The organism is Ruegeria sp. CJ6 (genome assembly GCF_056536665.1).
The window spans coordinates 141141-165447 of record NZ_JBQFQB010000002.1 but is presented as its reverse complement, the minus strand read 5'-3'; the positions used below and the strand labels follow the sequence as shown (position 1 = coordinate 165447).

24 protein-coding genes are annotated in these 24307 nt (G+C 58.1%); 7 read left to right on the top strand and 17 right to left on the bottom strand.

Annotated elements, in window-relative coordinates; genetic code table 11:
* The gene (locus ACR0BT_RS06525) at positions 1–1143 is read left to right on the top strand and encodes a saccharopine dehydrogenase family protein (protein ID WP_480762750.1); all 1143 of its coding nucleotides are present in this window, start codon (positions 1–3) and stop codon (positions 1141–1143) included.
* A gap of 66 nt (positions 1144–1209) precedes the next feature.
* On the opposite strand, the gene ACR0BT_RS06520 is transcribed toward ACR0BT_RS06525, so the two are convergent.
* The 4 genes from ACR0BT_RS06520 to ACR0BT_RS06505 all read right to left on the bottom strand — a co-directional run bounded on the left by ACR0BT_RS06520 (position 1210) and on the right by ACR0BT_RS06505 (position 3010).
* A complete protein-coding gene (locus tag ACR0BT_RS06520) occupies positions 1210–1410 on the bottom strand; it encodes a DUF1127 domain-containing protein (protein WP_480563455.1) in 201 nt (66 codons plus the stop codon).
* Between the two features lie 57 nt (positions 1411–1467).
* Positions 1468–1704, bottom strand: a complete 237-nt coding sequence (locus ACR0BT_RS06515) for a DUF1127 domain-containing protein (protein WP_170394595.1) — start codon at positions 1702–1704, stop codon at positions 1468–1470.
* Positions 1705–1834: 130 nt separating this feature from the next.
* Positions 1835–2152 carry a DUF3775 domain-containing protein gene (locus tag ACR0BT_RS06510; RefSeq protein ID WP_170408475.1) on the bottom strand — a complete coding sequence of 106 codons (318 nt, stop codon included), beginning with the start codon at positions 2150–2152 and terminating at the stop codon, positions 1835–1837.
* 87 nt (positions 2153–2239) lie between these two features.
* On the bottom strand, positions 2240–3010 hold the full coding sequence (locus ACR0BT_RS06505) for a DUF1365 domain-containing protein (protein WP_480762749.1): 771 nt from the start codon (positions 3008–3010) through the stop codon (positions 2240–2242).
* A 147-nt stretch (positions 3011–3157) separates the two neighbouring features.
* Between ACR0BT_RS06505 and ACR0BT_RS06500 the strand changes: the two genes are divergently transcribed.
* The 3 genes from ACR0BT_RS06500 (at position 3158) to ACR0BT_RS06490 (ending at position 4929) form a co-directional block, all read left to right on the top strand.
* Positions 3158–3814: a sigma-70 family RNA polymerase sigma factor gene (locus ACR0BT_RS06500; RefSeq protein ID WP_480763030.1), complete on the top strand. Its 657-nt coding sequence runs from the start codon at positions 3158–3160 to the stop codon at positions 3812–3814.
* A 10-nt stretch (positions 3815–3824) separates the two neighbouring features.
* Positions 3825–4475, top strand: a complete 651-nt coding sequence (locus tag ACR0BT_RS06495; protein WP_170408477.1) for a ChrR family anti-sigma-E factor — start codon at positions 3825–3827, stop codon at positions 4473–4475.
* Between the two features lie 112 nt (positions 4476–4587).
* Positions 4588–4929, top strand: coding sequence for a hypothetical protein (locus ACR0BT_RS06490; protein WP_255611950.1), 342 nt, complete (start codon positions 4588–4590; stop codon positions 4927–4929).
* 3 nt (positions 4930–4932) lie between these two features.
* Here the strand turns inward: ACR0BT_RS06490 and ACR0BT_RS06485 are convergent, their stop codons facing one another.
* The 6 genes from ACR0BT_RS06485 to ACR0BT_RS06460 all read right to left on the bottom strand — a co-directional run bounded on the left by ACR0BT_RS06485 (position 4933) and on the right by ACR0BT_RS06460 (position 12243).
* On the bottom strand, positions 4933–6162 hold the full coding sequence (locus tag ACR0BT_RS06485; protein ID WP_170394608.1) for a DNA recombination protein RmuC: 1230 nt from the start codon (positions 6160–6162) through the stop codon (positions 4933–4935).
* A gap of 52 nt (positions 6163–6214) precedes the next feature.
* Entirely contained in the window at positions 6215–8065 is a 1851-nt protein-coding gene (gene mutL / locus ACR0BT_RS06480) for a DNA mismatch repair endonuclease MutL (protein WP_170426198.1), read from the bottom strand.
* A gap of 283 nt (positions 8066–8348) precedes the next feature.
* Complete coding sequence (locus ACR0BT_RS06475) at positions 8349–9278, bottom strand: metal ABC transporter permease (RefSeq protein WP_170426196.1); 930 nt, start codon at positions 9276–9278, stop codon at positions 8349–8351.
* The gene (locus ACR0BT_RS06470) at positions 9275–10480 is read right to left on the bottom strand and encodes a metal ABC transporter permease (protein WP_480561980.1); all 1206 of its coding nucleotides are present in this window, start codon (positions 10478–10480) and stop codon (positions 9275–9277) included. Before ACR0BT_RS06470 ends, ACR0BT_RS06475 begins: the two co-directional genes overlap by 4 nt.
* A 2-nt stretch (positions 10481–10482) precedes the next feature.
* Positions 10483–11286, bottom strand: coding sequence for a metal ABC transporter ATP-binding protein (locus tag ACR0BT_RS06465; RefSeq protein WP_170819216.1), 804 nt, complete (start codon positions 11284–11286; stop codon positions 10483–10485).
* A gap of 3 nt (positions 11287–11289) precedes the next feature.
* A complete protein-coding gene (locus ACR0BT_RS06460) occupies positions 11290–12243 on the bottom strand; it encodes a metal ABC transporter solute-binding protein, Zn/Mn family (RefSeq protein WP_170426190.1) in 954 nt (317 codons plus the stop codon).
* A 199-nt stretch (positions 12244–12442) separates the two neighbouring features.
* Between ACR0BT_RS06460 and deoC the strand changes: the two genes are divergently transcribed.
* Genes deoC through ACR0BT_RS06445 form a run of 3 tightly spaced genes read left to right on the top strand, consistent with a single transcriptional unit; the run spans position 12443 to position 16627 of the window.
* Complete coding sequence (gene deoC / locus ACR0BT_RS06455) at positions 12443–13441, top strand: deoxyribose-phosphate aldolase (RefSeq protein WP_170394626.1); 999 nt, start codon at positions 12443–12445, stop codon at positions 13439–13441.
* Positions 13442–13452: 11 nt separating this feature from the next.
* Positions 13453–15786, top strand: a complete 2334-nt coding sequence (locus ACR0BT_RS06450) for an aldehyde dehydrogenase family protein (protein ID WP_480762748.1) — start codon at positions 13453–13455, stop codon at positions 15784–15786.
* Between the two features lie 25 nt (positions 15787–15811).
* Entirely contained in the window at positions 15812–16627 is an 816-nt protein-coding gene (locus ACR0BT_RS06445) for an SDR family oxidoreductase (RefSeq protein ID WP_170737228.1), read from the top strand.
* Positions 16628–16696: 69 nt separating this feature from the next.
* Here the strand turns inward: ACR0BT_RS06445 and ACR0BT_RS06440 are convergent, their stop codons facing one another.
* The 7 genes from ACR0BT_RS06440 to ACR0BT_RS06410 all read right to left on the bottom strand — a co-directional run bounded on the left by ACR0BT_RS06440 (position 16697) and on the right by ACR0BT_RS06410 (position 24268).
* On the bottom strand, positions 16697–16861 hold the full coding sequence (locus tag ACR0BT_RS06440) for a hypothetical protein (RefSeq protein ID WP_170394635.1): 165 nt from the start codon (positions 16859–16861) through the stop codon (positions 16697–16699).
* Positions 16862–17153: 292 nt separating this feature from the next.
* Entirely contained in the window at positions 17154–18458 is a 1305-nt protein-coding gene (locus ACR0BT_RS06435) for a M16 family metallopeptidase (RefSeq protein ID WP_480735518.1), read from the bottom strand.
* The gene (locus ACR0BT_RS06430; protein WP_480762747.1) at positions 18455–19795 is read right to left on the bottom strand and encodes a M16 family metallopeptidase; all 1341 of its coding nucleotides are present in this window, start codon (positions 19793–19795) and stop codon (positions 18455–18457) included. Before ACR0BT_RS06430 ends, ACR0BT_RS06435 begins: the two co-directional genes overlap by 4 nt.
* A gap of 85 nt (positions 19796–19880) precedes the next feature.
* Positions 19881–20396, bottom strand: coding sequence for a DUF3035 domain-containing protein (locus tag ACR0BT_RS06425; RefSeq protein WP_170566971.1), 516 nt, complete (start codon positions 20394–20396; stop codon positions 19881–19883).
* Between the two features lie 50 nt (positions 20397–20446).
* Complete coding sequence (gene lspA, locus ACR0BT_RS06420) at positions 20447–20917, bottom strand: signal peptidase II (RefSeq protein WP_480762746.1); 471 nt, start codon at positions 20915–20917, stop codon at positions 20447–20449.
* Positions 20917–22506, bottom strand: a complete 1590-nt coding sequence (purH, locus tag ACR0BT_RS06415; protein WP_480762745.1) for a bifunctional phosphoribosylaminoimidazolecarboxamide formyltransferase/IMP cyclohydrolase — start codon at positions 22504–22506, stop codon at positions 20917–20919. Before purH ends, lspA begins: the two co-directional genes overlap by 1 nt.
* A 22-nt stretch (positions 22507–22528) precedes the next feature.
* Complete coding sequence (locus ACR0BT_RS06410; RefSeq protein WP_480762744.1) at positions 22529–24268, bottom strand: heparinase II/III family protein; 1740 nt, start codon at positions 24266–24268, stop codon at positions 22529–22531.
* Positions 24269–24307: the final 39 nt, after the last annotated feature.

Genomic DNA, 24307 nt, shown 5'->3' with positions numbered 1-24307 from the left:
ATGACGATTCACTGGTGCGGCACCGGCCTGTCGGCCATCCCCGGCCTACGCCGTCTTATTGAAGGCGGGCACAAAGTCACTGTCTGGAACCGGACCATTGAGAAGGCCAAGACAGAGGTCGGTGACCTCACCGACGACATCCGCGCCTTCGACATCGATGCATTGGGTGAGGTGCTGGGAAAAGGTGACGTCATCGTATCGATGCTGCCTGGTGACTGGCATGTACCTTTGGCAGAATTGGCAATCTCGAAAGAAGCCAACTTTGTCTCTTCCTCATATATCGCACCTGAGATGCGCGCGCTGGACAGCAAGGCCCGCGAGGCCGGAGTAGCGCTGGTTAACGAAGTTGGGTTGGACCCGGGCATCGACCATCTGATGGCACATGCGCTGGTTGCCGATTACCGCGCCTCGGACGCGTTTGATCCCCAAAACCACCTGAGCTTTATCTCTTATTGCGGAGGCGTTCCCAAGAATCCCAACCCGTTCCGCTACAAATTCAGCTGGTCGCCTCTGGGTGTGCTCAAGGCGCTGCGCTCTCCATCCAAGTCAATCCGGGACTACGCGCCGCTGGATGTCGCCCGACCTTGGGACGCGATCACCAGCTACATCGCGCCGCTGCCCACTCCGGAAAGCTTCGAAGTTTACCCGAACCGCGACTCGATCCCCTTCAAGGCCGAGTACCAGTTCGAGGATCACTGGCCGGTCAAGGAATTTGTCCGTGGCACCCTGCGCCTGAACGGCTGGGCTGAGGCGTGGTCGGATGTGTTCACCGAAATCGAAACGCTGTCCGGCCCCGAAGGCGATGCGCGCTTGAAAGAGATGTCGGATCAGTTCTGGGCCGAGAACGCCTATGACGAGGGCGAGCCTGACCGCGTGGTTTTATGTGTGGGCCTGAAGGCGGAAAAGGACGGCGTTGAAGTTTGGCACAAAACCTATGTCATGGATGCCTGGGGCGACGCGCGCGGGACGGCGATGGCGCGGCTGGTTTCGATCCCGGTTTCACTGGCCGTCGAGGCCGTGCTGAACCGCGCTATTCCCGCAGGAGTTCACGCTGCACCCAGCGACCCGAAGCTGGTGCAGGACTGGATGCGCGAGATCGACACGCTGGCACAGCACCTGCAGATCGTGGACCACACGGCCTAAATCACAAACAGCCGCTCCGGTACCTTCGGAGCGGCTGCGTTCTTAATGCGGCTTAACCCGCTATCGTCAGATGTATTGCGCAATCACCGCTTCAACATCACAGCGATTGATGCCCAGTTCTGACAGATCGGAATCAGAAAGCCGGTTCAGTTCCTGGGCGGCACAAACGATATCCGCCCTGATCGCGTGTATTCTCATCGCCCGGTCAAACAGCATCAATGCGCTTTTTGAAGGGGGTTGTTTCGGGATTGGGTTGGCATCCAGCATACTTGTTACCTCAGCAAAATTTAAAATGGACCGATTTCCGTTCAGCGCCGGAAAGGCTTAAACGCCGTTCAGATAGGGTATGTTCTGATAGACGTTCCGATATACGCGCCGCCTGATCTCACCACGCGGAATGCCGATATCAAAAAGCTGACGATCGCTGAGTTCTTCAAGCGCCCGGATCGTGTTCTTGTAGACCTTGCGGCGCTGCCATCCTGACTTTGGCACTGTTTGGTTCACAAGTTGGCCAAAAAGCAGATCCCGATGATCTGCTCCGGTTGCATTGACATGTGCCATGACGGTTCCTCCTAGATTCATCGCTGTGTTTGATGAACCTGATCAAAGAACTCGACATTAACCCCGACGGAAGGCCGCATTAATTTTGCTTCATACGCTAGGATAAGCTGACCCGTCGCCAGATCACCGACTACATCAGATCGTTTTCAACGTCCTCGGCTGAAATTCCCAGCGCATCCAAACCGTTTTCCAGATGGTCCGACAAATGCGGTGTTCCGATCAGATAATCCGCGCAAGGCGTCGAGGCTTCGGACTTAGCCGTCGCAATCGCTTCGGCCAAATCCTCGGCAAAAAAGCTTTCTCGACCGATCCACATGACGGCTACCAGCTCCGCTTGCTCATCCTCACCCATACGGTCGATGAATGCGCGCAATTCGCCCTCGGCCCGGTCCAGTTCACGCCCCATCATGGCGACCTGGGCGATCTTTCTTGCCGAGATTTCCAACATCTGTCTCAACTCCTCGTGTTCGCGGTCCAGGCATTTCTGCACGATCCCGCAGGTGACCGTCTTTGATCTTGCGCAAAGCGGAGGGCTTTAGTGCCGCGACCGGGATACAGGCTGATCGGGAACCGGCGCGGTACGAAACGGGCTGAACCGCGCCCGTTTGAACCACAGCTTCACCGCCTGCCAGTGGATCAGAAACACCGCCCGACGCGCGCCGAACGGACGCCGCCAGAGAGACTTTAGAATGATCCGGTTGCTGTACGGCTGGCGCGGACCGGTCAGCGTGGCAATCAAACCGCCTCGGGCACGCCCATAATCGATCCAGACACCAACACGTTCGTCCTGATAGTCAAAGCGGAAGGTATAGGTGCCCTCGATCTTCTGAAACGGAGAGACATGCATCAGCTTGTCCGCAAGTATCCGATCGGTAGGTGCAATCGGTGAAAGATCGGGTTTGTGGCACAAGTAGCTATGGCGTGTGCCATAAGTGTTGGTCACCTCGGCCACCACAGCATAAAGCTGGTTATCTTTATCAAAACAGAACCAGAAACTGACCGGATTGAACACATGCCCTAACACACGGGGTTGTGTCAGCAAGGTCATCCTGTCCGGTTGTGGAATATCTTGCGCCTCAAAGCATTCACGCAGCCAGATCGCCCCGCGACCCTGACCAGGTTCACCCCCATGATCGCAATCTCGCCAGCTTGTCAGGTTCGCGCCATTGATCGAAAACAGGTATGGGGTCTTGGGGTGGGCCTCGGGGTCTAGCAAGATGTAATCGACGGAATAGCGAAACGCATTCTCGACCGCACCTTTGCGCCCGTGAAAGGTATGGCCCGCGATATAATCAATTCTGTTCATGAAACAGATTTTCCGTCCTGCCCGCAAATCATTCAATTGACATGCATTTCCGCATATCTGGTATCTCACAATACGATATTCAGCCGGTTTTGGATGAAATTTATCCAACCGACTGATCCACCTTGGGTGTCCCCACGTATTGTGGTTATGTTTACCGAGACTGACACCGCGACATTGGACGAACCGGCGGCAGAAGCTGCTGCAAGAATTGTTTGGCGCGGACCTAAGCGTTTTAAGGGCAACTCGGTGAACGGACAGAATAATACTTGTGGCGCCAGAAAGGATTGGGTGGAACACGTCCGTCGAATCCGAGACGCTCAGGATCAGGCGGCCTTCGCCGAACTTTTTCAGCATTTCGCGCCTCGTATCAAGGCGTTCCTGATCAAGTCCGGTTCGGATGCCGCCCTGGCTGAAGAATGCGCGCAGGAGGTCATGGCGACCTTGTGGCACAAGGCGCATCTGTTTGACCCGACAAGGGCAACGGTTGCGACCTGGGTGTTCACGATCGCAAGGAACAAGCGCATTGACGTATTGCGCAAGCAACGCCGCCCCGAACCCGAAGACCTCGGGTGGGGGCCGGAGGCGGAGCCGGAACAGGAAGACGTTCTAGCGCTGCAACAGGAAACCGCGCAGCTGCGTGATGCCATGGCGGCATTACCTGAGGCGCAAAGACAGCTGATCGAGAAGGCCTACTTCGGAGAACTGAGCCATCGAGAAATCGCATCTCAGACCGGGTTGCCCTTGGGAACGATCAAATCACGGATACGGCTGGCGCTGGACCGCTTGCGCCACGCGATGAACTGAGATGACGAGCATGAAAAACGAGATTAAACATCACCTGACAGACGACCTGCTAATGGCCTATGCCGCAGGCAATCTGCCCGAAGCGTTTGACCTGATGGTCGCAACGCATCTGTCTCTGTGCGACCACTGCCGCGCCCGCGCTGAAAGCTTTGACGCAGTTGGCGGATGCGTTTTGCAGGAACAAGATGCGTCAGCAAGCATGAGTGACGGTTCACTGGCGGCAACAATGGCATTGATTGCTCAGGGCGCACCAAAGGTGAAACCCGCGCACCCGTCTTGTGCAGTTCTTCCGACACCGCTGCAGGACTATGTCGGCGGCGACGTGAACGCGATCAAATGGAAGCCCGTCGGCATGGGTGTCAAACAGGCAATCCTGCCCACGACCAGCGAAGCCACCGCCCGGTTGTTGTTTATCCCCGCCGGGGCAGCAGTGCCGGATCACAGCCATAAAGGCATCGAACTGACGATGGTCCTGCAGGGTGCATTCTCTGACGAGATCGACCGCTTCGACCGCGGCGATGTCGAAATCGCTGACCAGTCTATCCATCATACCCCTACGGCAGATATCTCTGAAGATTGCATTTGCCTGGCCGTCACTGATGCTCCACTGAAGTTCAGCAAGCTGATGCCACGCCTGTTCCAGCCATTCCTTCGAATCTGACCCGTCGTGGTAGGGTTGTTTATCGACGCTAACTAAATCGGGGTTTTCAATGTTCTTAAGGATGGCAGTCACAGCGCTTTTGCTGACTTTTGGAGCCAGCGTTTCCGCACAGATGTCCGCAGACGTTAAATTCCAACCGGGCAATTTCGGCACGATGGTGAACGGTACTGTCACCGGCGACGAATATTTCGACTATAAACTCGGAGCCAAGGCTGGGCAGGAGATGTTCGCCGACCTTAAGGTCAGTGACACCAATGGCAACGGCGTGATCTACTTTAACATCTTGCCGCCGGATAGCGACGGCGTCGCAATTTACAACGGCTCAATCGATGGAAATACCGCCCGGATCGAGCTTCCCGATGATGGCGACTACACCATACGTGTTTATCTGATGGGTAACGATCGCGACACAGGCAAGACGGTTGGTTACAATTTGGACCTGTCGATCCAATAACGCTTACCCTTCGGTTTTGCCCAGCGGCACGACGTTTGTTTGGTCATCCGGCGCAAGCTCTTCGAAATCGAAATTATCCAACCGTTGCGCCCGGCGACCCGCCTTTTCCGCGCTGATCTTGATTTCCGAGATATCCTTTGCAGCCTGCCCGAAATGACGGTCGAGGTTCGACACCCGGTCGCCTAAACGTTCCACATCCTTATGCAGCAGCCCCAATTCCTTGCGGATCGCACCTGCCTGTTCGCGCATACGCGCATCTTTAAGGATCGCCCGCATGGTGTTCAGCGTCGCCATGCAAGTTGTGGGTGAAACGATCCAAACGCGTTTCGAGAAACTCTCTTGCACCAATTCAGGGAACTTGGCGTGCAGCTCGGCATAGACTGCCTCAGAGGGCAGAAACATCAGCGCACCATCTGCAGTTTCACCGTCCAGAATGTACTTCTCGGCAATATCGTTGATGTGCTTGCGCACGGTACTGCGGAACATTTGTACCGCTGCTTTCAGCTCCATATCATTGGTCGATCCGATCAGTGCCTCATAGGCTTCCAGCGGGAACTTACTGTCGATCACGATCGGTCCGGGAGGGTTCGGCAGGTTGATCAGGCAATCAGCGCGCCGTCCGTTCGATAACGTGGCCTGCAGCAGAAAACTATCTGATGGCAGCGCCTTCGAAACGATATCGTTCAGCTGAATTTCCCCGAAAGCCCCGCGCGTCTGCTTGTTCGACAGAATATCCTGCAATGACAGCACGTCGCCTGAAAGCTTGGTGATATTGTCCTGCGCCTTGTCGATGGCTGCCAGACGTTCCTGCAATTGCGTCAGCGAGGTCGCCGTCTGTTTCGACGAACCATGCAGCGATTCCTTCATCCGCTCCTGCATCTCAGCCAGAGCGCGCGCCGATTTCATCGCGTTATCGGCCAGCCGGTCATTCATCTGCTGTTGCACCGATGACAGGCGGGATTCAACGGTCTGGATCACCTGCACCTGCGCGTTGGCCTGCGTGTCCGAGACATGCTGTAGGCCACCCCGCAGTTGTTCCTGCCCCTGGCCCAGTTGCTGCACATGCTGCCCAAGGTGCGCCATCTGCCGGGCCAGCGGCTCCGCCATCCGAGCTGAACGCTGTGACGCTCGAAGTGACAGAAACAGAAGCAGCAGAATCAATACCACCACCCCGCCTGCAATCAGGATGATAGGGTCATTCAACGCATATTGGGTGCCAGCAATCTCGATCATATCGCCTCAGATGTTCTTGTTTTATTCTTCATAGCCCGAGCGGGCCAGCGGATCAACTGCGGCCGAACAGGCGTTCGATATCGCTCAGCTTCAGTTCCACATAAGTTGGCCGCCCGTGGTTGCACTGCCCGGAATGGGGCGTCGCCTCCATCTCACGCAGCAGGGCATTCATCTCTTCGGCCCGCATCCGACGGCCAGACCGAACCGAGCCATGGCAGGCCACGCGGCTCAGGATCGCCTCGATCCGCGCTTGCACCATCTGGCTTTCGCCCTGATCGGAGAGCTCATCAAGGATATCGAGGATCATCGCGCGGGCATCGACCTCGCCAAGAATGGCCGGAGTTTCGCGCACGGCGATTGCTCCGCCACCAAAGGATTCGATGGTCAATCCAAAGCGCGACAGGTCCTCTGCAACGGCCATCAGACGTGCGCAGTCACCGTCTGTCAGTTCGACGATTTCGGGGATCAACAACGCTTGTGCGGCAACGCCATTTTCGGCCATCTGAGCCTTGAGCTTTTCGTACACCAGCCGTTCATGTGCAGCGTGTTGATCCACGATCACCATGCCGTCTGCCGTTTGGGCGATGATGTAATTCTCGTGCACCTGCCCGCGCGCCGCCCCCAAGGGCAGGTCTTGCGGCTCATCCTCCGGTGCAGTTTCGGGCACCGGTTCCACGATGCGTCCACTATAGTCCTGAGACAGTTCCGCAAAACCCGGAGATTGCGCCCGATAGGCCGCTTGACGCGCCGCGGGTGACGGGCGATCCATTTGATACACCCGCGCCGGGGTTGCGGGTGCGGGCTCGGGCCGCATCGCACCCAAGGTTGCGTTGGCCACGGTCGAAGATGCCCGGTGCCCGGCCTCGGCCAACGCGTGACGCAGGCTGGACACGATCAAGCCACGCGCGAGGCCGGGGTCGCGGAACCGAACCTCGGATTTTGCCGGATGTACATTCACATCCACCAGCGTTGGATCGCAATCTATGAACAGCGCCGCCGCCGGATGCCGGTCGCGGCTGAGGAAATCGAAATAGGCCGCTCGCAGCGCACCGGTCAGCATCTTGTCCCGTACGGGTCGCCCATTGACGAACAGATACTGCGCCACTGCAGCCCCGCGCGAATAGGTCGGCAGCGCGGCATAGCCATAAAGCCTGAGCCCTTCGCGTGTGGCATCGATCTGCAAAGCGTTCTCGGCGAACTCACGGCCAAGAACGCGCGCCAATCGGGCATGCAGCGCATCAAACAGATCGCCATTCTCGCGGTCGGCACGAAAGGTCACGCGGCCCTCTCCCCCACCCGAGACATCGCGCAGGGTGAACGCGACCGAAGGCTCGGCCATCGCCAAACGTTTCACAATGTCTGAAATCGCCTGCGCCTCGGCCCGGTCCGTGCGCATGAACTTCAGCCGTGCCGGGGTGGCGTAAAACAGGTCTCGCAACTCAACCACAGTCCCAGCGCGCAAGGCTGCTGGCTTCACTGCATCCATTTTGCCACCGGACACCTGGATCGAGGCCGCATCAGCACCCGAGACACGGCTGGTGATGGTCAAACGCCCGACCGCCCCCAGCGAGGGCAGTGCTTCACCGCGAAATCCAAATGTGTGGATATTCAACAGATCTGACCCGTCGATCTTCGATGTCGCATGGCGCGACAGCGCCAGAGGCAAATCCCCCGCTGCGATCCCACACCCATCATCGGTGACACGAATCAGGGTCTTGCCGCCATCCGCGACCTCAATAGCGATGCGTGTGGCCCCGGCATCGATGGCGTTTTCGACCAGTTCCTTGACGGCAGAAGCAGGCCGTTCCACGACTTCACCCGCTGCAATCCGGTTGATCGCTGCGTCATCAAGCTGCCGGATGACCGGTTGATTGTCGCTGATATTGGGGTTCGCATACACCATACCGCTAGACCTAGCATAGGCGCACGCGATTCGACCACTGGTTTGAATTGTGAAGAGCGGGCTTTAAACGAGGTATCCGGCCAGTTTGACCGCGCCGTTAAGGGGGTAGCGACTAAGGTCAGAACTGGCCGGATATACCAGAGTGAGTGGTGGTCTTGTGGTTTCCAATTGAAAGTTTGGTATCACCGAAAATGGAATAAATCTTGTTAAGAATTCGTGATTGTTTCCACTTGGCGAAGTTCAGCCGAAACTGCGTGATAGGCGTTGGCGTGAATACGCCAAGTCAAGCCTGACTGGGCGCTCCGCTGCGGGTTCGGCATGGGCCAAAAGCAGCGGTCAGCGCCAGAATCAGGCCTGATATCGTGGCGATCATTCCAGCGGCGCTGACAGCATCCGCAGCCCCCAACCACAATGGGCCATAGCCCGCTAAAACATAACCGGACACGGCGGAAAGGGTTGCGAACAGGACACTCCAGACGATCTGGACTTCCAACCGGTTGGTCATCATCCGTGCCGCTGCTGGCGGGCAGATGAACATTGCAATCACGATGATCGACCCCACTGCATCAAATGCCGCGACAGCAGCAATCGCAGCTATGATCACCAGCGCCATCCCTAACGCGCCAGTGCGGATACCAATTGTGCGCGCAAAGCCTTCATCGAAGGTTGATATCTTGAGCGGTCGCCAGAACAACCACGTGAACAGCAAGACCCCCGTCAGTGTCAGCGCAATGCGCGGCAATTCAGGTGGCAACCCTGCCAATGCCTGTAGATCCAGCAGCGATGACCAGTCCGTTGCATCCAGCCAGATCAAGCTTTCCAGATTGCCGTAAAGCGCATGTTCAACGTCCAAATGGACGGTCGAAGTGTCAGTCTGCTCAAGCAGTAGGACACCACCGGCGAACATGGTCGTGAATACGACACCCATCGCTGCCCCCGGCTCGATCTGACCCAATCGCCGGATCGCTTCGATCATAACCACGGCGACCACAGCAGCCCCTGCTGCGCCAAGCATCATCGGCCATGTTGAAATTGCGCCTGTCAGCAGAAACGCGACGACAATACCGGGCAACACCACATGGCTGATCGCGTCGCCAATCAGCGCCTGTTTGCGCAGCACCAGAAAGTTGCCGGGCAGAGCGCATGCGATGGCCGCGAATGTCCCAATCAACAAAGGCGTCAGCGACAGGGGTACGAACTCTTCTCCGCTCATGGCGTGACCTCCTGCGGGCCGCCGATACGACGATCAATCTCGGCGATCTGATCGCGAGTCAGCACGGTCTCGATATCGCGCAGCCCATCGTACAGCGCCGCAGTGGCCTCATGCGCCTGATCCGCGCGGACGATCTCCCACCGCTTTTCGTCTCGTAGGGCCTTGGCCGCACGCGCCCTCCCTTCCTCTGTTGCAACTCCATCGGCGCGCACAAGGCCGGTGCGGCGTAACAGGCGAATGGTTAGGGGTTCATAGATTTGCTGCCCCTGCGCCAGTGCCAGCAGTCCCTGCCGAATGTGCACTCGACGCTGGAACCGAAGGTGGCTGAGAATAGCTGCCAACACGCCCCGAACCGGCGCGAACAGGAGCGACAGGGCAAAGAACCCAAAACTGACCAGAACGATGATCGGTCCGGTCGGCAGGTTCGGAGCCGAGGCCGAAATACCTGCCCCCAGAAACCCTGCAAGACCTCCGGCCAAACCGGCCAGGACGACCACGCGGTCGGATCGCTCCGTCCAGAACCGCGCTGTCACAGGCGGGATGATCAGCAGAGCAACAATCAGGATCAGACCAACGATCTTTAGCCCGACCACGGTCACCGCCATCACGAGCCCCATCATCGCCAGATCAATCCGATGCACGGGCAACCCGCGCGCAGCGGCATATTCAGGATCGAAGGCGACCATCGTCATCGGGCGGCGGATGATCATCACCAGTACCAACGTTGCCGCGCCACCGATCGCGATGACCAGAGCATCAGCCCATAGCATCCCAGCAGTAGAACCCAGCAAGAATCCTTCCAATCCTGCCTGGCGTCCAACCCCCATGGTTTGAATAACGGTCAGCAGTACGACACCAAAACCGAAGAACACCGATAACACTGCGCCGATCGCTGCATCTTCTGCCAAACGTGTGCGACTGGTCAGCCAGTTCATACAGAGCAAACCAACCCATGCGGATATTGCCGAACCTGCAAGCAGTCCGATCAAGTTACGCCCATCACCACCGAAAGCCACCAGCACCATGAAGGCAAGGCAAACGCCCGGTAGGGTCGCGTGGCTGATGGCATCGCTAACCAGCGCGCGTTTACGCAGGAATAAGAACGTGCCCGTCACACCTGCCGAAACGCCCAGTAATGTCGCACCAATAGCAACCAGCGTGGCGTTATAGCCAAGCTGTAAGGTCAAAGCCTCCCAAAGCATGACTACCCCAGCGCGCGCGAAATCTGATCGATTTGAGCCGTTGCGAGACGCCCGCCATAAGCGGCCTGCAGCGTTTCAGCGGTAAAGGCCTGCGCAACCGGACCTTCGGCCACTTTGCGGGTGTTGATCAGGAACACATGGTCGAAATAGTCGGTGACCGTGGCCAGATCGTGATGCACTACAACAACGGTCTTGCCAGCCTCTTTCAACGATTTCAGCACGGCGATGATCGCCTTTTCAGTCGCGGCGTCCACACCTGCAAAAGGTTCGTCCAACAAATACATGTCGGCATCCTGTGCCAATGCGCGCGCAAGAAAGACCCTCTGTTGCTGACCACCAGAAAGCTGCCCGATCTGACGGTCGGCAAATTCCCGCATACCGACACGGTGCAGACAGTCCATGGCACGGGCGGTATGGCGGGCACGAACCCGACCCAGCAGGCCCAATTGACGCGACAAGCCCATCAGCACCACATCAATCACGCGCGTCGGGAAATCCCAGTCCACGCTGGCGCGTTGCGGTACATAGGCGATGCGTGCCCGCTGGTCCTCGAGCGGCTGACCAAACACGGTCACCTGACCCGACAACGGAGACACGATCCCCAAAGCAGCCTTTAGCAAGGTTGATTTGCCAGCCCCATTTGGCCCGATAATCGCCGTCATGGCGCCGGGCTGCACCGTCATATCGACCGAGAAAACCGCTGGCTTCTGACCGTATGAGACTGTCAGACCACGAATGGCGAGAGGGCAAAGATCGATGTCCTGCCCGTCGACAGAAACGCCCTGAACTGTTGCGAGTTCAATCATGGTTTAAAACCCCGCCGACAGTTTGCCGTTCATGCCACGTTCGGGAACATCCGCGCCCAGCGCGCCGGCGATAACGGTAATGTTGTGATCAAGCATGCCGATATAAGTACCCTCATATGTGCCCGGCTCGCCCATCGCGTCGGAATACAGCTCTCCGCCGACACCCACTTTGTGACCTTCGGCCGAAGCACCCTCGATCAAGGCACGCATGGATCGATCTGAAACGGAACTCTCCACAAACACGGCGTTCAGCTGACGCTCTACCAGAGTTTCGACCAACTCACCGATCCGGTTCAACCCTGCCTCGGATTGGGTCGAGATGCCCTGAATACCCAGCACCTCATAGCCATATTCATCACCGAAATAGCCAAATGCATCATGCGCAGTCACCAACACGCGGTTGTTTTCGGGAACGGCCGCCAAAACCTGCTTGCCATAGGCGGCCAGCAGATCGATCTCAGCCAGAAAAACTTGTGCGTTGGCTGCGAACTCATCTGCCGCTTCGGGCCGGGCTTCGGTCAGAGCTTCCTGCACTTCGATCACGACATCGCGCCACAGAACCGGGCTCATCCAGACATGCGGGTCAAATTTGTCAGCGTAATCGTCATGGGCGCGCAGTTTCGATGTGTCGATGCCATCCGCCACGGCAACCACTGTCCGCTTGCGGCCCAGATCGTCAAAGAAACCTTCCATCTGAGCCTCTAGATAGAGGCCGTGCCACAGCACCAGATCAGCGCGGGTCATCGCAACAATATCGGTGCGGGTCTGGCGATAGGCGTGCGGGTCGACACCGGGTCCCATCAAGCCCTTCACGTCGACCTGTTCACCGCCGACCTGGCGCGCAGCATCTGCAATCATGCCGGTGGTGGCGACGACTTTCAGCGGCGCTTGAGCGATTGCGGCGACGGGCCACACAAACACGAGAGCCAATGCCGTAAGTAGCGATCGACGAATCATTTCAGACTCCGAACGGTTATCCTGTTAAGTCAAAATATGAGAACCATTCGCAACTAAGTCAATGCAAATGCGAATTACTCGCAAGAAAGCGACTATATTTGTCCATTTGGTCAAAAATTTGCCCTTTACGACGCTGGCACACCTTCCCTTTCGCTGCGACCCATGCGATTTTGACGCGAACCTCCAAAAGGACGGAATAATGGAAACGCAGAGCTCAGAAAGCACCGTGCGCACCCCGCATCTGCCGCAAGTGACCGAGCCCCGGAACCCAGGAATGGATCTGGATCTGGATTGGGTGCGGGCCGTGCAGGCCAACACTTCGGCCATCGAGCGCCGCGCAGCGACGCTGCCCGGTCGGCGGTCGGTGAAAAAAGAATACCAGGCCGCATGGCTGCTCAAAGCGATCACAATGATCGACCTGACCACTCTGTCGGGCGATGACACGGTTGGGCGGGTTCGTCGCCTGTGCGCAAAGGCTCGTCAACCTGTCGCGTCTTCAGTTCTGCAGGCGCTGGACATGCCGCCGATCACAACCGGAGCGGTGTGTGTCTACCATGACATGATCGAAACGGCTGTGGACGCATTGGAAGGCACTGGTATTCCGGTTGCGGCGGTATCCACTGGCTTCCCGGCCGGGCTCTCTCCGTTTCATCTGCGTGTGGCAGAGATCGAAGAAAGCGTGAAGGCCGGAGCCGAGGAGATCGACATCGTCATCTCGCGCCGTCATGTGCTGTCTGGCGACTGGCAGGCCCTGTATGATGAGATGAAGGCCTTCCGCGTCGCCTGCGGCGATGCACATGTCAAAGCCATTTTGGCGACCGGAGAGCTGGGCAGCCTGCGCAACGTCGCCCGTGCCTCGCTGGTGTGCATGATGGCAGGGGCAGACTTCATCAAGACCTCGACCGGCAAAGAAAGCGTCAACGCCACCTTGCCTGTGTCGTTGGTAATGATCCGAGCCATTCGCGACTATTATGACCGCACCGGCTATCGCGTAGGCTACAAGCCTGCGGGTGGGATTTCGAAAGCCAAGGATGCGCTGGTCTATCTGTCGCTGATCAAGGACGAGCTGGGCGACCGCTGGCTGGAGCCGGATCTGTTTCGCTTTGGCGCCTCATCATTGCTGGGCGACATTGAGCGGCAGTTGGAACACTATGTCACCGGCGCATACTCCGCCGGTTACCGTCACTCCATGGGCTGAGGACAAAAACAATGACAGTCAAAGAGATTTTCGAGACCATGGACTACGGCCCTGCCCCCGAAAGCGCAGCCGAGGCACTGGCCTGGCTGGTCGATCAGGGCGACAAGTTCGGCCACTACATCGATGGCGCGTTTACCAAACCCGGCAAAGGATTCGACAGCCGCAACCCAGCAACCGGAGAGGTTCTGGCCAAGCTGACACAAGCCAAACAGGCTGACGTAGACGCCGCCGTTTCTGCAGCGCGCAAAGCGCAGCCGAAATGGGAGAAGCTGGGCGGTGCCGGTCGTGCGCGCTACCTCTACGCGATTGCGCGCCTGCTGCAGAAGCACTCGCGTTTGTTTGCTGTGCTCGAAAGCCTCGACAACGGTAAGCCGATCCGAGAATCCCGCGACATCGACATCCCTCTGGCACAGCGGCATTTCTACTATCACGCGGGTATGGCGCAGTTGATGGAAAGCGAATTGCCCGATGCCGAGGCACTGGGTGTGTGCGGCCAAATCATCCCGTGGAACTTCCCGCTGCTGATGCTGGCGTGGAAGATCGCGCCTGCAATCGCAATGGGCAACACGGTAGTTCTGAAGCCCGCCGAGTACACCTCGCTGACCGCGCTGCTGTTTGCCGACATCTGCTCGCAGGCGGGTCTGCCGAAAGGTGTGGTCAACATCGTCACCGGAGACGGTGCGGTGGGCGAGATGATCGTGAACGCAGACGTGGACAAGATCGCCTTTACCGGGTCGACCGTGGTTGGCCGCCGTATCCGCGAAGCCACCGCGGGTTCGGGCAAGGAACTGACGTTGGAGTTGGGTGGAAAATCCGCCTACATCGTGTTCGACGACGCCGATATCGACAGCGCCATCGAAGGCCTGGTCGATGCGATCTGGTTCAATCAGGGTCAAGTCTGCTGCGCGGGCTCGCGCCTGCTGGTGCAGGAAGGCATCGCCGACCGGTTCCACGACAAGCTGCGTGCGCGGATGGACAAGCTGCGCGTTGGTGATCCGATGGACAAATGCATCGACGTGGGTGCGGTTGTGGACCCGGTCCAGTTGCTAACCATCAAGGGCATGGTCGAAAGCAACACCGCAGGTTATGTCCATCAGGCCGCATGCGAGTTGCCTGAAAACGGCTGTTACTACCCACCGACGCTGATCTCGGGCCTCGAAGCCTCCGATCCGCTGATGCAGGAGGAGATCTTTGGCCCGGTTCTGGTGTCCTCGACCTTCCGCACCCCGGAAGAGGCGGTCGAGCTGGCCAACAACACCCGTTACGGACTGGCCGCGACAGTCTGGACCGAAAACGTAAACCTCGCGTTGGATATCGCGCCCAAGCTGGTTGCGGGCGTGGTCTGGGTGAACGCAACTAACCTGTTCGACGCTGCTGCCGGGTTCGGCGGTGTACGCGAAAGCGGCTTTGGCCGTGAAGGCGGTTGGGAAGGGCTGACGGCTTATACCAAGCCCAAAGCCAAGGCCAAACCGCTGACGAAGATTGAGGCGGCAATGGGCGAAGGCGCTCCAGTCGATCCTATTGACCGCACCGCCAAGATGTATGTCGGCGGTAAGCAGGCGCGGCCCGATGGCGGCTATTCGAAACCCGTCTGGGGCAAATCCGGCCTACTTGGCCATGTGGGTCTGGCCAACCGTAAGGACGTGCGCAACGCGGTTGAGGCTGCAGCGGGTGCAAAAGGCTGGTCCAAGACCACCGGCCATCTGCGGGCTCAGATTCTGTATTACATCGGTGAAAACCTCTCGGCACGTGCGGGTGAGTTCGCTGCTCGTATTGATGCGATGACCGGTAAGAAAGACGGCGCGAAAGAGGTTGAGGCCTCGATCCAGCGACTGTTCACCGCCGCCGCCTGGGCGGACAAGTATGATGGTCAAGTACATGGTGTTCCGATCCGGGGCGTCGCCATTGCCATGAAAGAGCCGGTTGGCGTGATCGGCGCCCTGTGTGCGGACGAAACACCCCTCTTGGGTCTAGTTTCGGCCATGGCGCCAGCGATTGCGATGGGCAACCGGGTGGTTCTGGCGGCAAGTGAGCCCTACCCGCTGGCAGCAACGGATTTTTACCAGATCCTAGAAACCTCGGACGTGCCCGCCGGTGTGGTCAACATCCTGACCGGCAGCCACGCAGAGCTGGCAAAGCCGCTGGCCTCGCATCTGAACGTGGATGCGGTCTGGTCCTTCTCGTCCACCGATCTGTCTAAAGATATCGAGGTCGTCTCGGCCGGAAATCTGAAGCGGACTTGGGTCAATAACGCGACGGCATTTGATTGGAGCGTGGACCATTCGCGCCGCTTCCTGCAGGCTGCGACCGAAGTGAAAAACATCTGGGTGCCCTACGGAGAGTAAGGCCCTCGTACCACCGGAGGCCTAAATGGATTTTTCAGGTAAGACCGTCATCGTCATTGGTGGCACCAGCGGTATCAATCGCGGCATTGCCGAGGCCTTTGCGGCCTCGGGTGCTAATCTGGCTGTCGCCAGCCGGTCGCAGGAAAAGGTCGATGATACCGTGGCTGCGTTGAAAGCAGCAGGCGCATCCGACGCGATCGGCGCGGCGTTCGACGTTCGCAATCCAGAGGCCGTAGCCGAAGGCCTTAAGCAATTCCACGACGCTTTTGGAGATTTCGATGTCCTGATTTCTGGTGCTGCCGGCAACTTCCCAGCGCTGGCATCTGAAATGTCGGTCAATGCATTCAAGGCGGTCATAGATATCGATCTGATGGGCACGATCCACGTCATGAAAGGGGCCTACCCCTATCTCAAACGTCCCGGTGCCAGCATTATCAACATTTCGGCCCCGCAATCCTATCTGCCTTACGAAGGGCAGGCCCATGTTTGCGCCGCCAAGGCGGGCGTTGATCAGATCACCCGAACCCTTTCAATGGAATGGGGCGTCGAAGGGATTCGCGTGAATTCGGTCGTTCCGGGTTTTATCGAAGGAACCGAAGGCGCAAAACGGCTGGCCCCTACCGAAAACGCCCATGAAGAGCTGCGTCGGGACGTCCCGCTCGGTCGCTGGGGTCAGCCCCAGGATGTGGCAAATGCCTGCCTATTCCTTAGCTCTGATATGGCGAGCTATATCAGCGGAACAGTCATGGCCGTTGACGGGGCTTTGTATCAGCGCGGCTCGGGCAAGTTTGGCCAGATGATGGGTCAGATGCTGCGCGCAGCGAAAAAGGGCCAAGCTTAGGTTAGAACACAGGAATCCGATTGGTGGCAAACTTTTCAGTCGCTGGGCTTTATTTCCAACCTACCAAATTCAAGAGCTTCTGAAATAGATACCCGCTGCTACCAAAAGCGATGTCAGCGTACCGGCCACCACGTAAAGTGCGAAAGCGCTGAGCAGAGATTGACCGACAATCAAAGCGGCAGCAAAGGTTAACAACCCTGCAAGTATTCCCAATCCCATTATCGCAACTATCATGGTGCCGCTATCCGTCCCAAGCCTCGTCTCAGGAGATGTTGATCTTCTGAACCCCATCTCCGTTCCCGACTAACATAGAATTCTCGACATTTCTGGCCAAAGTATGGCCAAGGCGAGTTAACGATTACTTAAGGCGGAGAATTGCCGATCTTCTGTCTGGCGCTGCGCCCTGGAAGAGTTCACAAACTCGTTGTTTTCGCCAGTGGTTCGCATCACCCACTGCCGTCAATTCCAAGAAAAATTATTCAATAACAACGAATAATTCTGTTCGGCAGCGGGTAGATGGACGACGTCAGCCGTCCACCCCTTCCGGTTTGCCGACGATGGTGAAATGCAGACCCTCGGGGTCCAGAAGTTCAGACGCCACCCGGTTCACATCCTCCAAGGTCACTGCATTCACCTTGTCGTTGCGAGTCGCAATGTAGTCGATAGGCAAATCTTCCATCTGCATCCCGACCATGATTCCGGCAATCTGGCCATTGCCGTCAAAACGCAGCGGATAGGCCCCGGTCAAATAGGTCTTGGCGTCATCCAATTCTTTCTGCGTCACACCTTCCGCAGCCGCGCGCGCCCATTCCTGTCGGATCACCTCGACCGCTTCGGCGATACGGTCATTGGCAGATGAGACCGAGCCCAGATACACCGACGCCAGATCCTTGGGCACCAGATAGGTCGCCACACCGTAGGTCAGGCCACGTTTCTCACGTACTTCCTGCATCAGGCGACTTTCGAATCCGCCGCCGCCCAGAATGTGATTCAGGATATAGGCCGCAAAGAAATCGGGATCGTCGCGATCAATGCCACTTTGCCCGAACAGGGCGACGGATTGCGGAGTGTTGAAGTCCACTACGCTGACACCGCCGTCAATGGTGACCTTCGCCTTGTCTGGAATGGGTTTCCCGGTTGCTGGCAGATCCAACAGCAATTTGTCCAACAGAACGCCCAGCTCTTCTGCCGTGATGTCGCCAACAGCCCCAACATACAGTCTGTCCTTGGCAAAGACATTGTCGTAGGCAGCGACGATATCGTCGCGGGTCAGGCTTGAAACGCTTTCAATCGTACCTTTACCGTCCGACGCATAAGGATGATCCCCATATGCCATTTCAGCAAAGCTGCGTCCGGCAATATCGCTTGGATCAGTCTGGTCGGACTTCAGACCCGAAATCACCTGAGCGCGCACCCGATCGATCGCATCCTCATCGAAACGCGGTTCATGAATTGTGGTCTGCAGCAAATCAATCACTTCATCCCGGTTCTCAGTCAGGAACCGCGCCGAAATGGAGACCGTATCATCTGTTGCCCTGTAGCTGAAGGATGCAGCCAGAGATTCAAGTTCGCGTGCATAGGTGCGGGCATCCATGTCGCCGGCGCCTTCCTCAATCAGGCCGCTCATCAGATAAACCGCGCCGCGTTTATCGGGATCATCCAGCGACGTTCCTCCACGAAACCGCAGTTCCAGCGCAGTGAAGGGGATCGAATGATCTTGGACCAGCCAAGCGGTAATACCACCGGGCGAGGTTACCTCTTTGATCTTAATCTCGGCCCAGGCGGGAAGGGCAATGATCAGCGCAATCAGCGTTGCGGCAAACCGTTTCATTGTGTCACCTCATCGTCACGCATCAACCAGCCAGTGACCGAGGTTTCAGGTTGCAGCACCTCACGGGCAGCCGCGATGATCTCGTCACCCGTCACAGCCTGCAGGATGTCGGGCCAGGCCTGCACATCTTCGACCGTCAACCCGCTGGTCAACGCACGACCATAGCGGTTTCCAATACCGTCCACGTTATCGCGCGCATAGGTCTGCGCGGCGCGGAGCTGCATCTTAATGCGCTCCAGGTCTTCATCCTTGACACCTTCCGCGATGAAATCCGCAACGGCCTGATCCATGGCATCCTCCGCATCCTGAAGCGAAACGCCCTCAGCCGGCACAACGATCAGATCAAAGGTCGTGTCATCCAATGAGACCCCCTTGTAGAACGCACCGGTATAGACCACCTTCTGCTGCTCAAATTGCAGCTTTTCATTCAGATATGAGGTTGTGCTTCCTCCCAGCAATTCCGCCAAAAGAAACAGGGCAGCGGCCTTCTCCTGCTCACCGGCGTCCCGTTCAGGGGCCAGATAGCTGCGCTGCACGTAGGGTTGTGCCACACGCGCATCCTTGAAGGTCAGGCGACGTTCGGCAGTCTGGGGTGGTTCTTGCGAGCGTATCCGCTCGGGCAAATCAGGGTTGGCTGGGATAACACCGTAGTACTGATCGGCCAACGCCCTGACTTCGTCGGGGTCAACATCTCCGGTGACGACCAATATGGCGTTATTGGGTGCATAATGGGTCTGGTAGAAGGACAGGGCGTCGTCCATATCCAACGCCTCCATCTCGTGGCGCCAGCCGATAACCGGCGCTCCGTAACGGTGGTTCAAATATTGCGCTGCATTCATCTGTTCTCCGAACAGAGCGCGTGGATTGTTTTCGGTCCGCTGATTACGCTCTTCCAGAACCACGTCGCGTTCGGTGATGATATCATTCTCGGTCAGGCGGATGTTGCGCATACGATCTGCCTCCATCCGCATCATCAGTTCCAGCCGGTCAGCGGCGACACGCTGAAAATAGGCGGTGTAGTCGTAAGAAGTGAAAGCGTTGTCATTGCCGCCATTGGCCGCGACAGTGGCTGACAACTCGCCCGCTTCCATTGTGTCGGTGGCTTTGAACAGCAGATGTTCCAGGAAATGTGCAACGCCAGAGGATCCGATCGGTTCATCGGCGGATCCGGCCCGGTACCAGACCATATGCTGCACAACAGGAGCGCGATGATCCTCGACCACTACGACGTCCATGCCGTTTTCCAGCGTAAATGTGGTGACAGCCTCTTGCCCCTCTTTCGCGAACAAGGGGGTGGCGGCGATCAGGGCAGCCGACAATGCCAGGGCCCGAACCATGGGGCATCCTCCGTTTCATTTCTGATATTCAAACTACGGTGGTGCCGCCGGGGTTCAAGGCCAATGACGGAAAGTTAAGAAGAATTCATTCCAGCGGCGGGGCCGACGGCGTTTCGATCCCACGACGACGCGCCGCTTCATTGGTCGCGTTCGCATCGATTGACTGACGTTCATAGACCTGCGAGTACCGATCAACCGGGAACAGGCGCAGGCGGGTCCAGCGACCGCGATTTTTGCGGAATGCCGCATCCTCTTCGGCCGTTATCTGGCGCGTATTGGCAGGAACGCCATATCTGCTTGAGGCCGTCACAAGCGCGGCATCGCTGGCCGGTATTGAGGTATTCGGGTTCAGCGCTGCCTCACTACCACCCAGCGCCACAACGGCGTCCGCTTTGGGGTTAGGATCGGTCAGGTTTGCACCGCCGGGTGTCGGCGCTGGAAGAAAGGCGTAGTCCTTGGGCTGGGTCAGCGGCTTGACGGGCAATACCGAAAATTCGTCAGGCCCCGCTCCGGGCGGATCAAGATTGCGCAAACCAATATCGGAACAGCCCGCAACGACAACGGCGAGTGTCAGAACAAGTATGGCGCGTGGCATACGCATCAGTGTCTCCAGCCAGTTTCAGGCGCTTTTATCGCATATCGTCCGGCAGGTCACGAGGGCTTTTTGCCATCGAACAGGACCAATCCCAAAGCTCCCGCAAATATGAACACATCCGCCAGATTGAACACAAAAGGGTTGCTGATCCCGCAGCAGGACATGTTCAAAAAGTCCAGAACATAGCCGTAAAGCACCCGGTCCACGACATTTCCCAGCGCCCCGCCGATCAGAAGACCGCCGCAGAATTGTTGAAGCTTCGTAGGAGCGATGCGGCCCAGCCAGATCAGGACGCCCAGGCAGATCGCCACGGAAAGCCCGATCAGCACCCAGCGGGCGGCGTCACCGTCGCCCTGAAATAGGCCAAAATTGATGCCGCGATTCTCGCCGTATCTGAAAACCAGAAGCGGTGGCAGCACGTCGATATCGCCCTGCGCTACGCGCATTACGTGAACGACCAGATACTTACTGATCTGGTCGATCAAAAACGCCGCCAATCCGGCCCATAGGATGAACGAACCGCGCATCAGTGACGGAAATGCCGCATGCCGGTGAAGACCATGGCCAGACCGGCCTCATCCGCCGCCCCGATCACTTCATCATCACGCATCGAACCGCCGGGCTGAATAACGCATGTCGCGCCTGCCTCGGCGGCCTCCATGAGCCCATCGGGGAAGGGGAAGAATGCATCAGAAGCTACGGCCGAACCGATGGTCAGCGGCTGGGGCAAGCCCAGTGCATCAGCCATACGCTCGGCTTTCTTTGCCGCGATCAGTGCCGAGTCAACTCGGCTCATCTGCCCCGCGCCGACACCTACGGTCGCGCCGTCTTTGACATAGACGATGGCGTTGGATTTGACATGTTTCGCCACTTTCCACGCGAACAGCAGGTCGCGCATCTGCTCCTCAGATGGCGCTTTTTTGGTGACCACCTTCAAATCATCCATACCAACAAAGCCGTTATCCTTGTCCTGCACCAGCAGGCCACCGGCCACCTGTCGCACAGTTTTACCACCGGCGGTCACATCCGGTAGAGCTTCGGTCGTCAGCAGGCGCAGGTTCTTCTTGGCGGCGAAGATCGCCTTGGCCTCGTCTGACGCCCCCGGAGCGATCACAACCTCGGTGAAAATCCCCGTGATCTCCTGCGCGGTTTCCGCGTCCAGCGGTTGATTCAACGCCACGATACCGCCAAATGCCGACGTCCTGTCGCAGTCGAACGCGGCTTTATAGGCCTCAAGCAGCGTCGCACCTTTCGCTACACCACACGGATTGGCATGCTTGATAATCGCACAAGCTGCCCCTTCGACCGGGTCGAACTCAGCGACCAACTCAAAGGCGGCATCGGTATCGTTGATGTTGTTATAGCTCAGTTCCTTGCCCTGATGCTGTACCGCCGTCGCCACGCCCGGACGACCCGAGCCATCTACATAGAACGCTGCCGACTGGTGGCTATTCTCGCCATATCGTAAGGTCTGTTTCAGCTCACCGGCAAAGGCGCGGCGTTTGGGCGCCTCAAGCTCCAGCGCATCGGCCATCCAGTTGGACACGGCTGTGTCATAGGCGGCAGTGCGGGCATAGGCCTTTTGCGCCAACCACTGACGGAAGCCCAGAGAAGTCTTACCGTAATTCTCTTCCAGCTGATCCAGCAGCGACGAGTAATCTTCGACATCCACAACCACGTTTACAAAGGCATGGTTCTTGGATGCCGCCCGGATCATGGCTGGGCCGCCGATATCGATGTTCTCGATGCACTCATCATAGGCAGCGCCTTTAGCCACGGTCGCTTCAAACGGGTAGAGATTTACCACAAGCAGGTCGATTGCGCCGATACCATGTTCGTTCATCGCGGCGACATGGGTGTCATTATCGCGCAGAGCCAGCAGCCCGCCATGGACCATCGGGTGCAGCGTTTTGACCCGGCCATCCATCATCTCGGGGAAGCCGGTGATCTCGCTGACATCTTTCACCTCCAACCCCGCATCGCGTAGCGCCTTCGCGGTACCGCCGGTCGAAAGCAGTTCAACCCCGCGTTCGGCCAACGCCGTTCCCAGCTCGATCAGCCCGGTTTTGTCGGAAACGGAAAGCAACGCGCGGCGCACGGGGTGAAGGTCGGTCATGGGTCCAAAGGTCCTTTTGGCGTCAGTCGAAAACGGGCTCGTCCCGGTGCGTATCCCGCACGGCATAGGCTGTATCCTGAGCCTTGCTGAGCGTCCACCGGATGCGCGTCGCATACTCCATTGCGCGCCCAGATAGAACGATCTGTTTTGTCGCGCGTGGCTTCAAACGGCCTTTTTCAAGGTAAACGCTTGGTTCAACTGACAACTTTCCAACGCCATCATGGCGGAAAACCCAGATCTCACCGCTCTTGAGCGCCATCGACACCGCAGCGCCACCCAGATCAAGTGCCGCATCAACGTCAGGATGCAGGTGAAACCGGATGTCAAAGGCGATCCCCTGCAGACCTGTACCGTCCATCGCGCGATCGAACTGCCTTTTGGCTTTGTCGGTTGCGGTCAGCAGAATATCCTCGCCCACCAGCTCACGCCCGTCAAAGCGCAGTTCAAGCGTGCGGGCATGGGTCAGGCCAAACACTTTGGCATAGCCGTCATGACCCACCATGAAGCGGGTGCCTTCGAAGGCATCCTCGAAATCTACGGGCACATCCTGCGGGCCATCCACCAATGCCTCTTGCGACGACCCATTTGCGCCTTCTGCAAGCCGGGCGCTGGAATACCCTTCGACGCATAGGGTCGAATGCGACGGGGTCGCGCGCCCTGCCCTGCGCCATTCCTGCCCAAAACTGCCGCCTGATCCACAGTTCACGATCAGAGGACGGCGCCCCGAGGTCAGCTCAAACGCAAGAGAGGATGCGTGGGCGTTGAACGACGCAGCACCTTTGGGGGGCGCGTTGGCATCCACCAGAACCGTGGTTCTCGAGGCGGCAAGCCGTGCATAACCCATTGACAGGTCCGAATGCTGCTGCGGCTTGACACCGCTTTGTGCCAGTGCCTGATCCAGCCGCCCTTCAAGCCCACGCCCGCCCCCGTGAAATCTGGCCAGAGATCCATCTGCATGACGCAGATTTCGCAGAGTAGGTGCAATGCGCTTGATCGCCCCGGTCTGAGAGGCAGGCGTGCCTCGGCCAACTTCACCAAGTGCAGCAGAGGTCCAGGCCAGCAGAGTGAAGACCTCCAGCAATTCCTCAGGGTTGCGGGTGAGAATGCCGCCCTCGGCATCGATCTGGCGGTCGCATTCCCGGGCCAGTGCGCGCAATGCGGGATCAGCCAGTTGCTCCAACCCCTCCAGGGCCAAACCAGCCTGAACCAGCCCTGCGAGCGCTTCGAATCTCGGCAATCCTGGTGTTGCTGCTGTCCAGCGTTTGGAAAGAAACCATGTTTGTTGTGCCAAGGAGCGGAAGAAAGCTCTGCTTTGCGCTTCGTCAGCGCCGCGTAGCAGAAATTGCGCGTGGTTGATCCAGCGCATCACCCGGCGCCCGGTCAGGTCCGGCGCCCAGCCGGGCCCCTTCCCGCGCCCATGTGCGGTGATCCAGCCCCAGACCCATCGCTGCGCCTTTTCACGGGCGCGCATATCGCCGACGGCTGCCAGATCATCCAGCCAGATGAAACCGTGGCGTTCATCATCAAAATCCGGACTGGGCGCAGCAACATCCCAGAGATCGGTGTCATCCGCCTCGACCAGATATCCAGCGAAAAGGAGATTCCCGGCCACCAGTTGTCGCCCGCGTGCAAACGAACCGACGGTGCGCGGCTCAGGCTGGCTGACGAATCCCGAAACCGCCTTCCGCCTTTGGCTCAGGCGCGCGTAAAGGCGGTTCTGAAACCGCATCCAGCGATTGGCCATTGTGTCCGATTCTGACATGACGCTTGCGACTCTGCCCCTTGCGCTCTGCGGGCGCTT

What these genes read in the sequence shown, in the direction of transcription:
- ACR0BT_RS06525 (WP_480762750.1), top strand. Translation starts at nt 1, where the DNA reads ATGACGATTCACTGGTGCGGCACCGGCCTGTCGGCCATCCCCGGCCTA.
- ACR0BT_RS06520 (WP_480563455.1), bottom strand. Translation starts at nt 1,410, where the DNA reads ATGCTGGATGCCAACCCAATCCCGAAACAACCCCCTTCAAAAAGCGCA.
- ACR0BT_RS06515 (WP_170394595.1), bottom strand. Translation starts at nt 1,704, where the DNA reads ATGGCACATGTCAATGCAACCGGAGCAGATCATCGGGATCTGCTTTTT.
- ACR0BT_RS06510 (WP_170408475.1), bottom strand. Translation starts at nt 2,152, where the DNA reads ATGTTGGAAATCTCGGCAAGAAAGATCGCCCAGGTCGCCATGATGGGG.
- ACR0BT_RS06505 (WP_480762749.1), bottom strand. Translation starts at nt 3,010, where the DNA reads ATGAACAGAATTGATTATATCGCGGGCCATACCTTTCACGGGCGCAAA.
- ACR0BT_RS06500 (WP_480763030.1), top strand. Translation starts at nt 3,158, where the DNA reads ATGTTTACCGAGACTGACACCGCGACATTGGACGAACCGGCGGCAGAA.
- ACR0BT_RS06495 (WP_170408477.1), top strand. Translation starts at nt 3,825, where the DNA reads ATGAAAAACGAGATTAAACATCACCTGACAGACGACCTGCTAATGGCC.
- ACR0BT_RS06490 (WP_255611950.1), top strand. Translation starts at nt 4,588, where the DNA reads ATGTCCGCAGACGTTAAATTCCAACCGGGCAATTTCGGCACGATGGTG.
- ACR0BT_RS06485 (WP_170394608.1), bottom strand. Translation starts at nt 6,162, where the DNA reads ATGATCGAGATTGCTGGCACCCAATATGCGTTGAATGACCCTATCATC.
- mutL (WP_170426198.1), bottom strand. Translation starts at nt 8,065, where the DNA reads ATGGTGTATGCGAACCCCAATATCAGCGACAATCAACCGGTCATCCGG.
- ACR0BT_RS06475 (WP_170426196.1), bottom strand. Translation starts at nt 9,278, where the DNA reads ATGAGCGGAGAAGAGTTCGTACCCCTGTCGCTGACGCCTTTGTTGATT.
- ACR0BT_RS06470 (WP_480561980.1), bottom strand. Translation starts at nt 10,480, where the DNA reads ATGCTTTGGGAGGCTTTGACCTTACAGCTTGGCTATAACGCCACGCTG.
- ACR0BT_RS06465 (WP_170819216.1), bottom strand. Translation starts at nt 11,286, where the DNA reads ATGATTGAACTCGCAACAGTTCAGGGCGTTTCTGTCGACGGGCAGGAC.
- ACR0BT_RS06460 (WP_170426190.1), bottom strand. Translation starts at nt 12,243, where the DNA reads ATGATTCGTCGATCGCTACTTACGGCATTGGCTCTCGTGTTTGTGTGG.
- deoC (WP_170394626.1), top strand. Translation starts at nt 12,443, where the DNA reads ATGGAAACGCAGAGCTCAGAAAGCACCGTGCGCACCCCGCATCTGCCG.
- ACR0BT_RS06450 (WP_480762748.1), top strand. Translation starts at nt 13,453, where the DNA reads ATGACAGTCAAAGAGATTTTCGAGACCATGGACTACGGCCCTGCCCCC.
- ACR0BT_RS06445 (WP_170737228.1), top strand. Translation starts at nt 15,812, where the DNA reads ATGGATTTTTCAGGTAAGACCGTCATCGTCATTGGTGGCACCAGCGGT.
- ACR0BT_RS06440 (WP_170394635.1), bottom strand. Translation starts at nt 16,861, where the DNA reads ATGATAGTTGCGATAATGGGATTGGGAATACTTGCAGGGTTGTTAACC.
- ACR0BT_RS06435 (WP_480735518.1), bottom strand. Translation starts at nt 18,458, where the DNA reads ATGAAACGGTTTGCCGCAACGCTGATTGCGCTGATCATTGCCCTTCCC.
- ACR0BT_RS06430 (WP_480762747.1), bottom strand. Translation starts at nt 19,795, where the DNA reads ATGGTTCGGGCCCTGGCATTGTCGGCTGCCCTGATCGCCGCCACCCCC.
- ACR0BT_RS06425 (WP_170566971.1), bottom strand. Translation starts at nt 20,396, where the DNA reads ATGCGTATGCCACGCGCCATACTTGTTCTGACACTCGCCGTTGTCGTT.
- lspA (WP_480762746.1), bottom strand. Translation starts at nt 20,917, where the DNA reads ATGCGCGGTTCGTTCATCCTATGGGCCGGATTGGCGGCGTTTTTGATC.
- purH (WP_480762745.1), bottom strand. Translation starts at nt 22,506, where the DNA reads ATGACCGACCTTCACCCCGTGCGCCGCGCGTTGCTTTCCGTTTCCGAC.
- ACR0BT_RS06410 (WP_480762744.1), bottom strand. Translation starts at nt 24,268, where the DNA reads ATGTCAGAATCGGACACAATGGCCAATCGCTGGATGCGGTTTCAGAAC.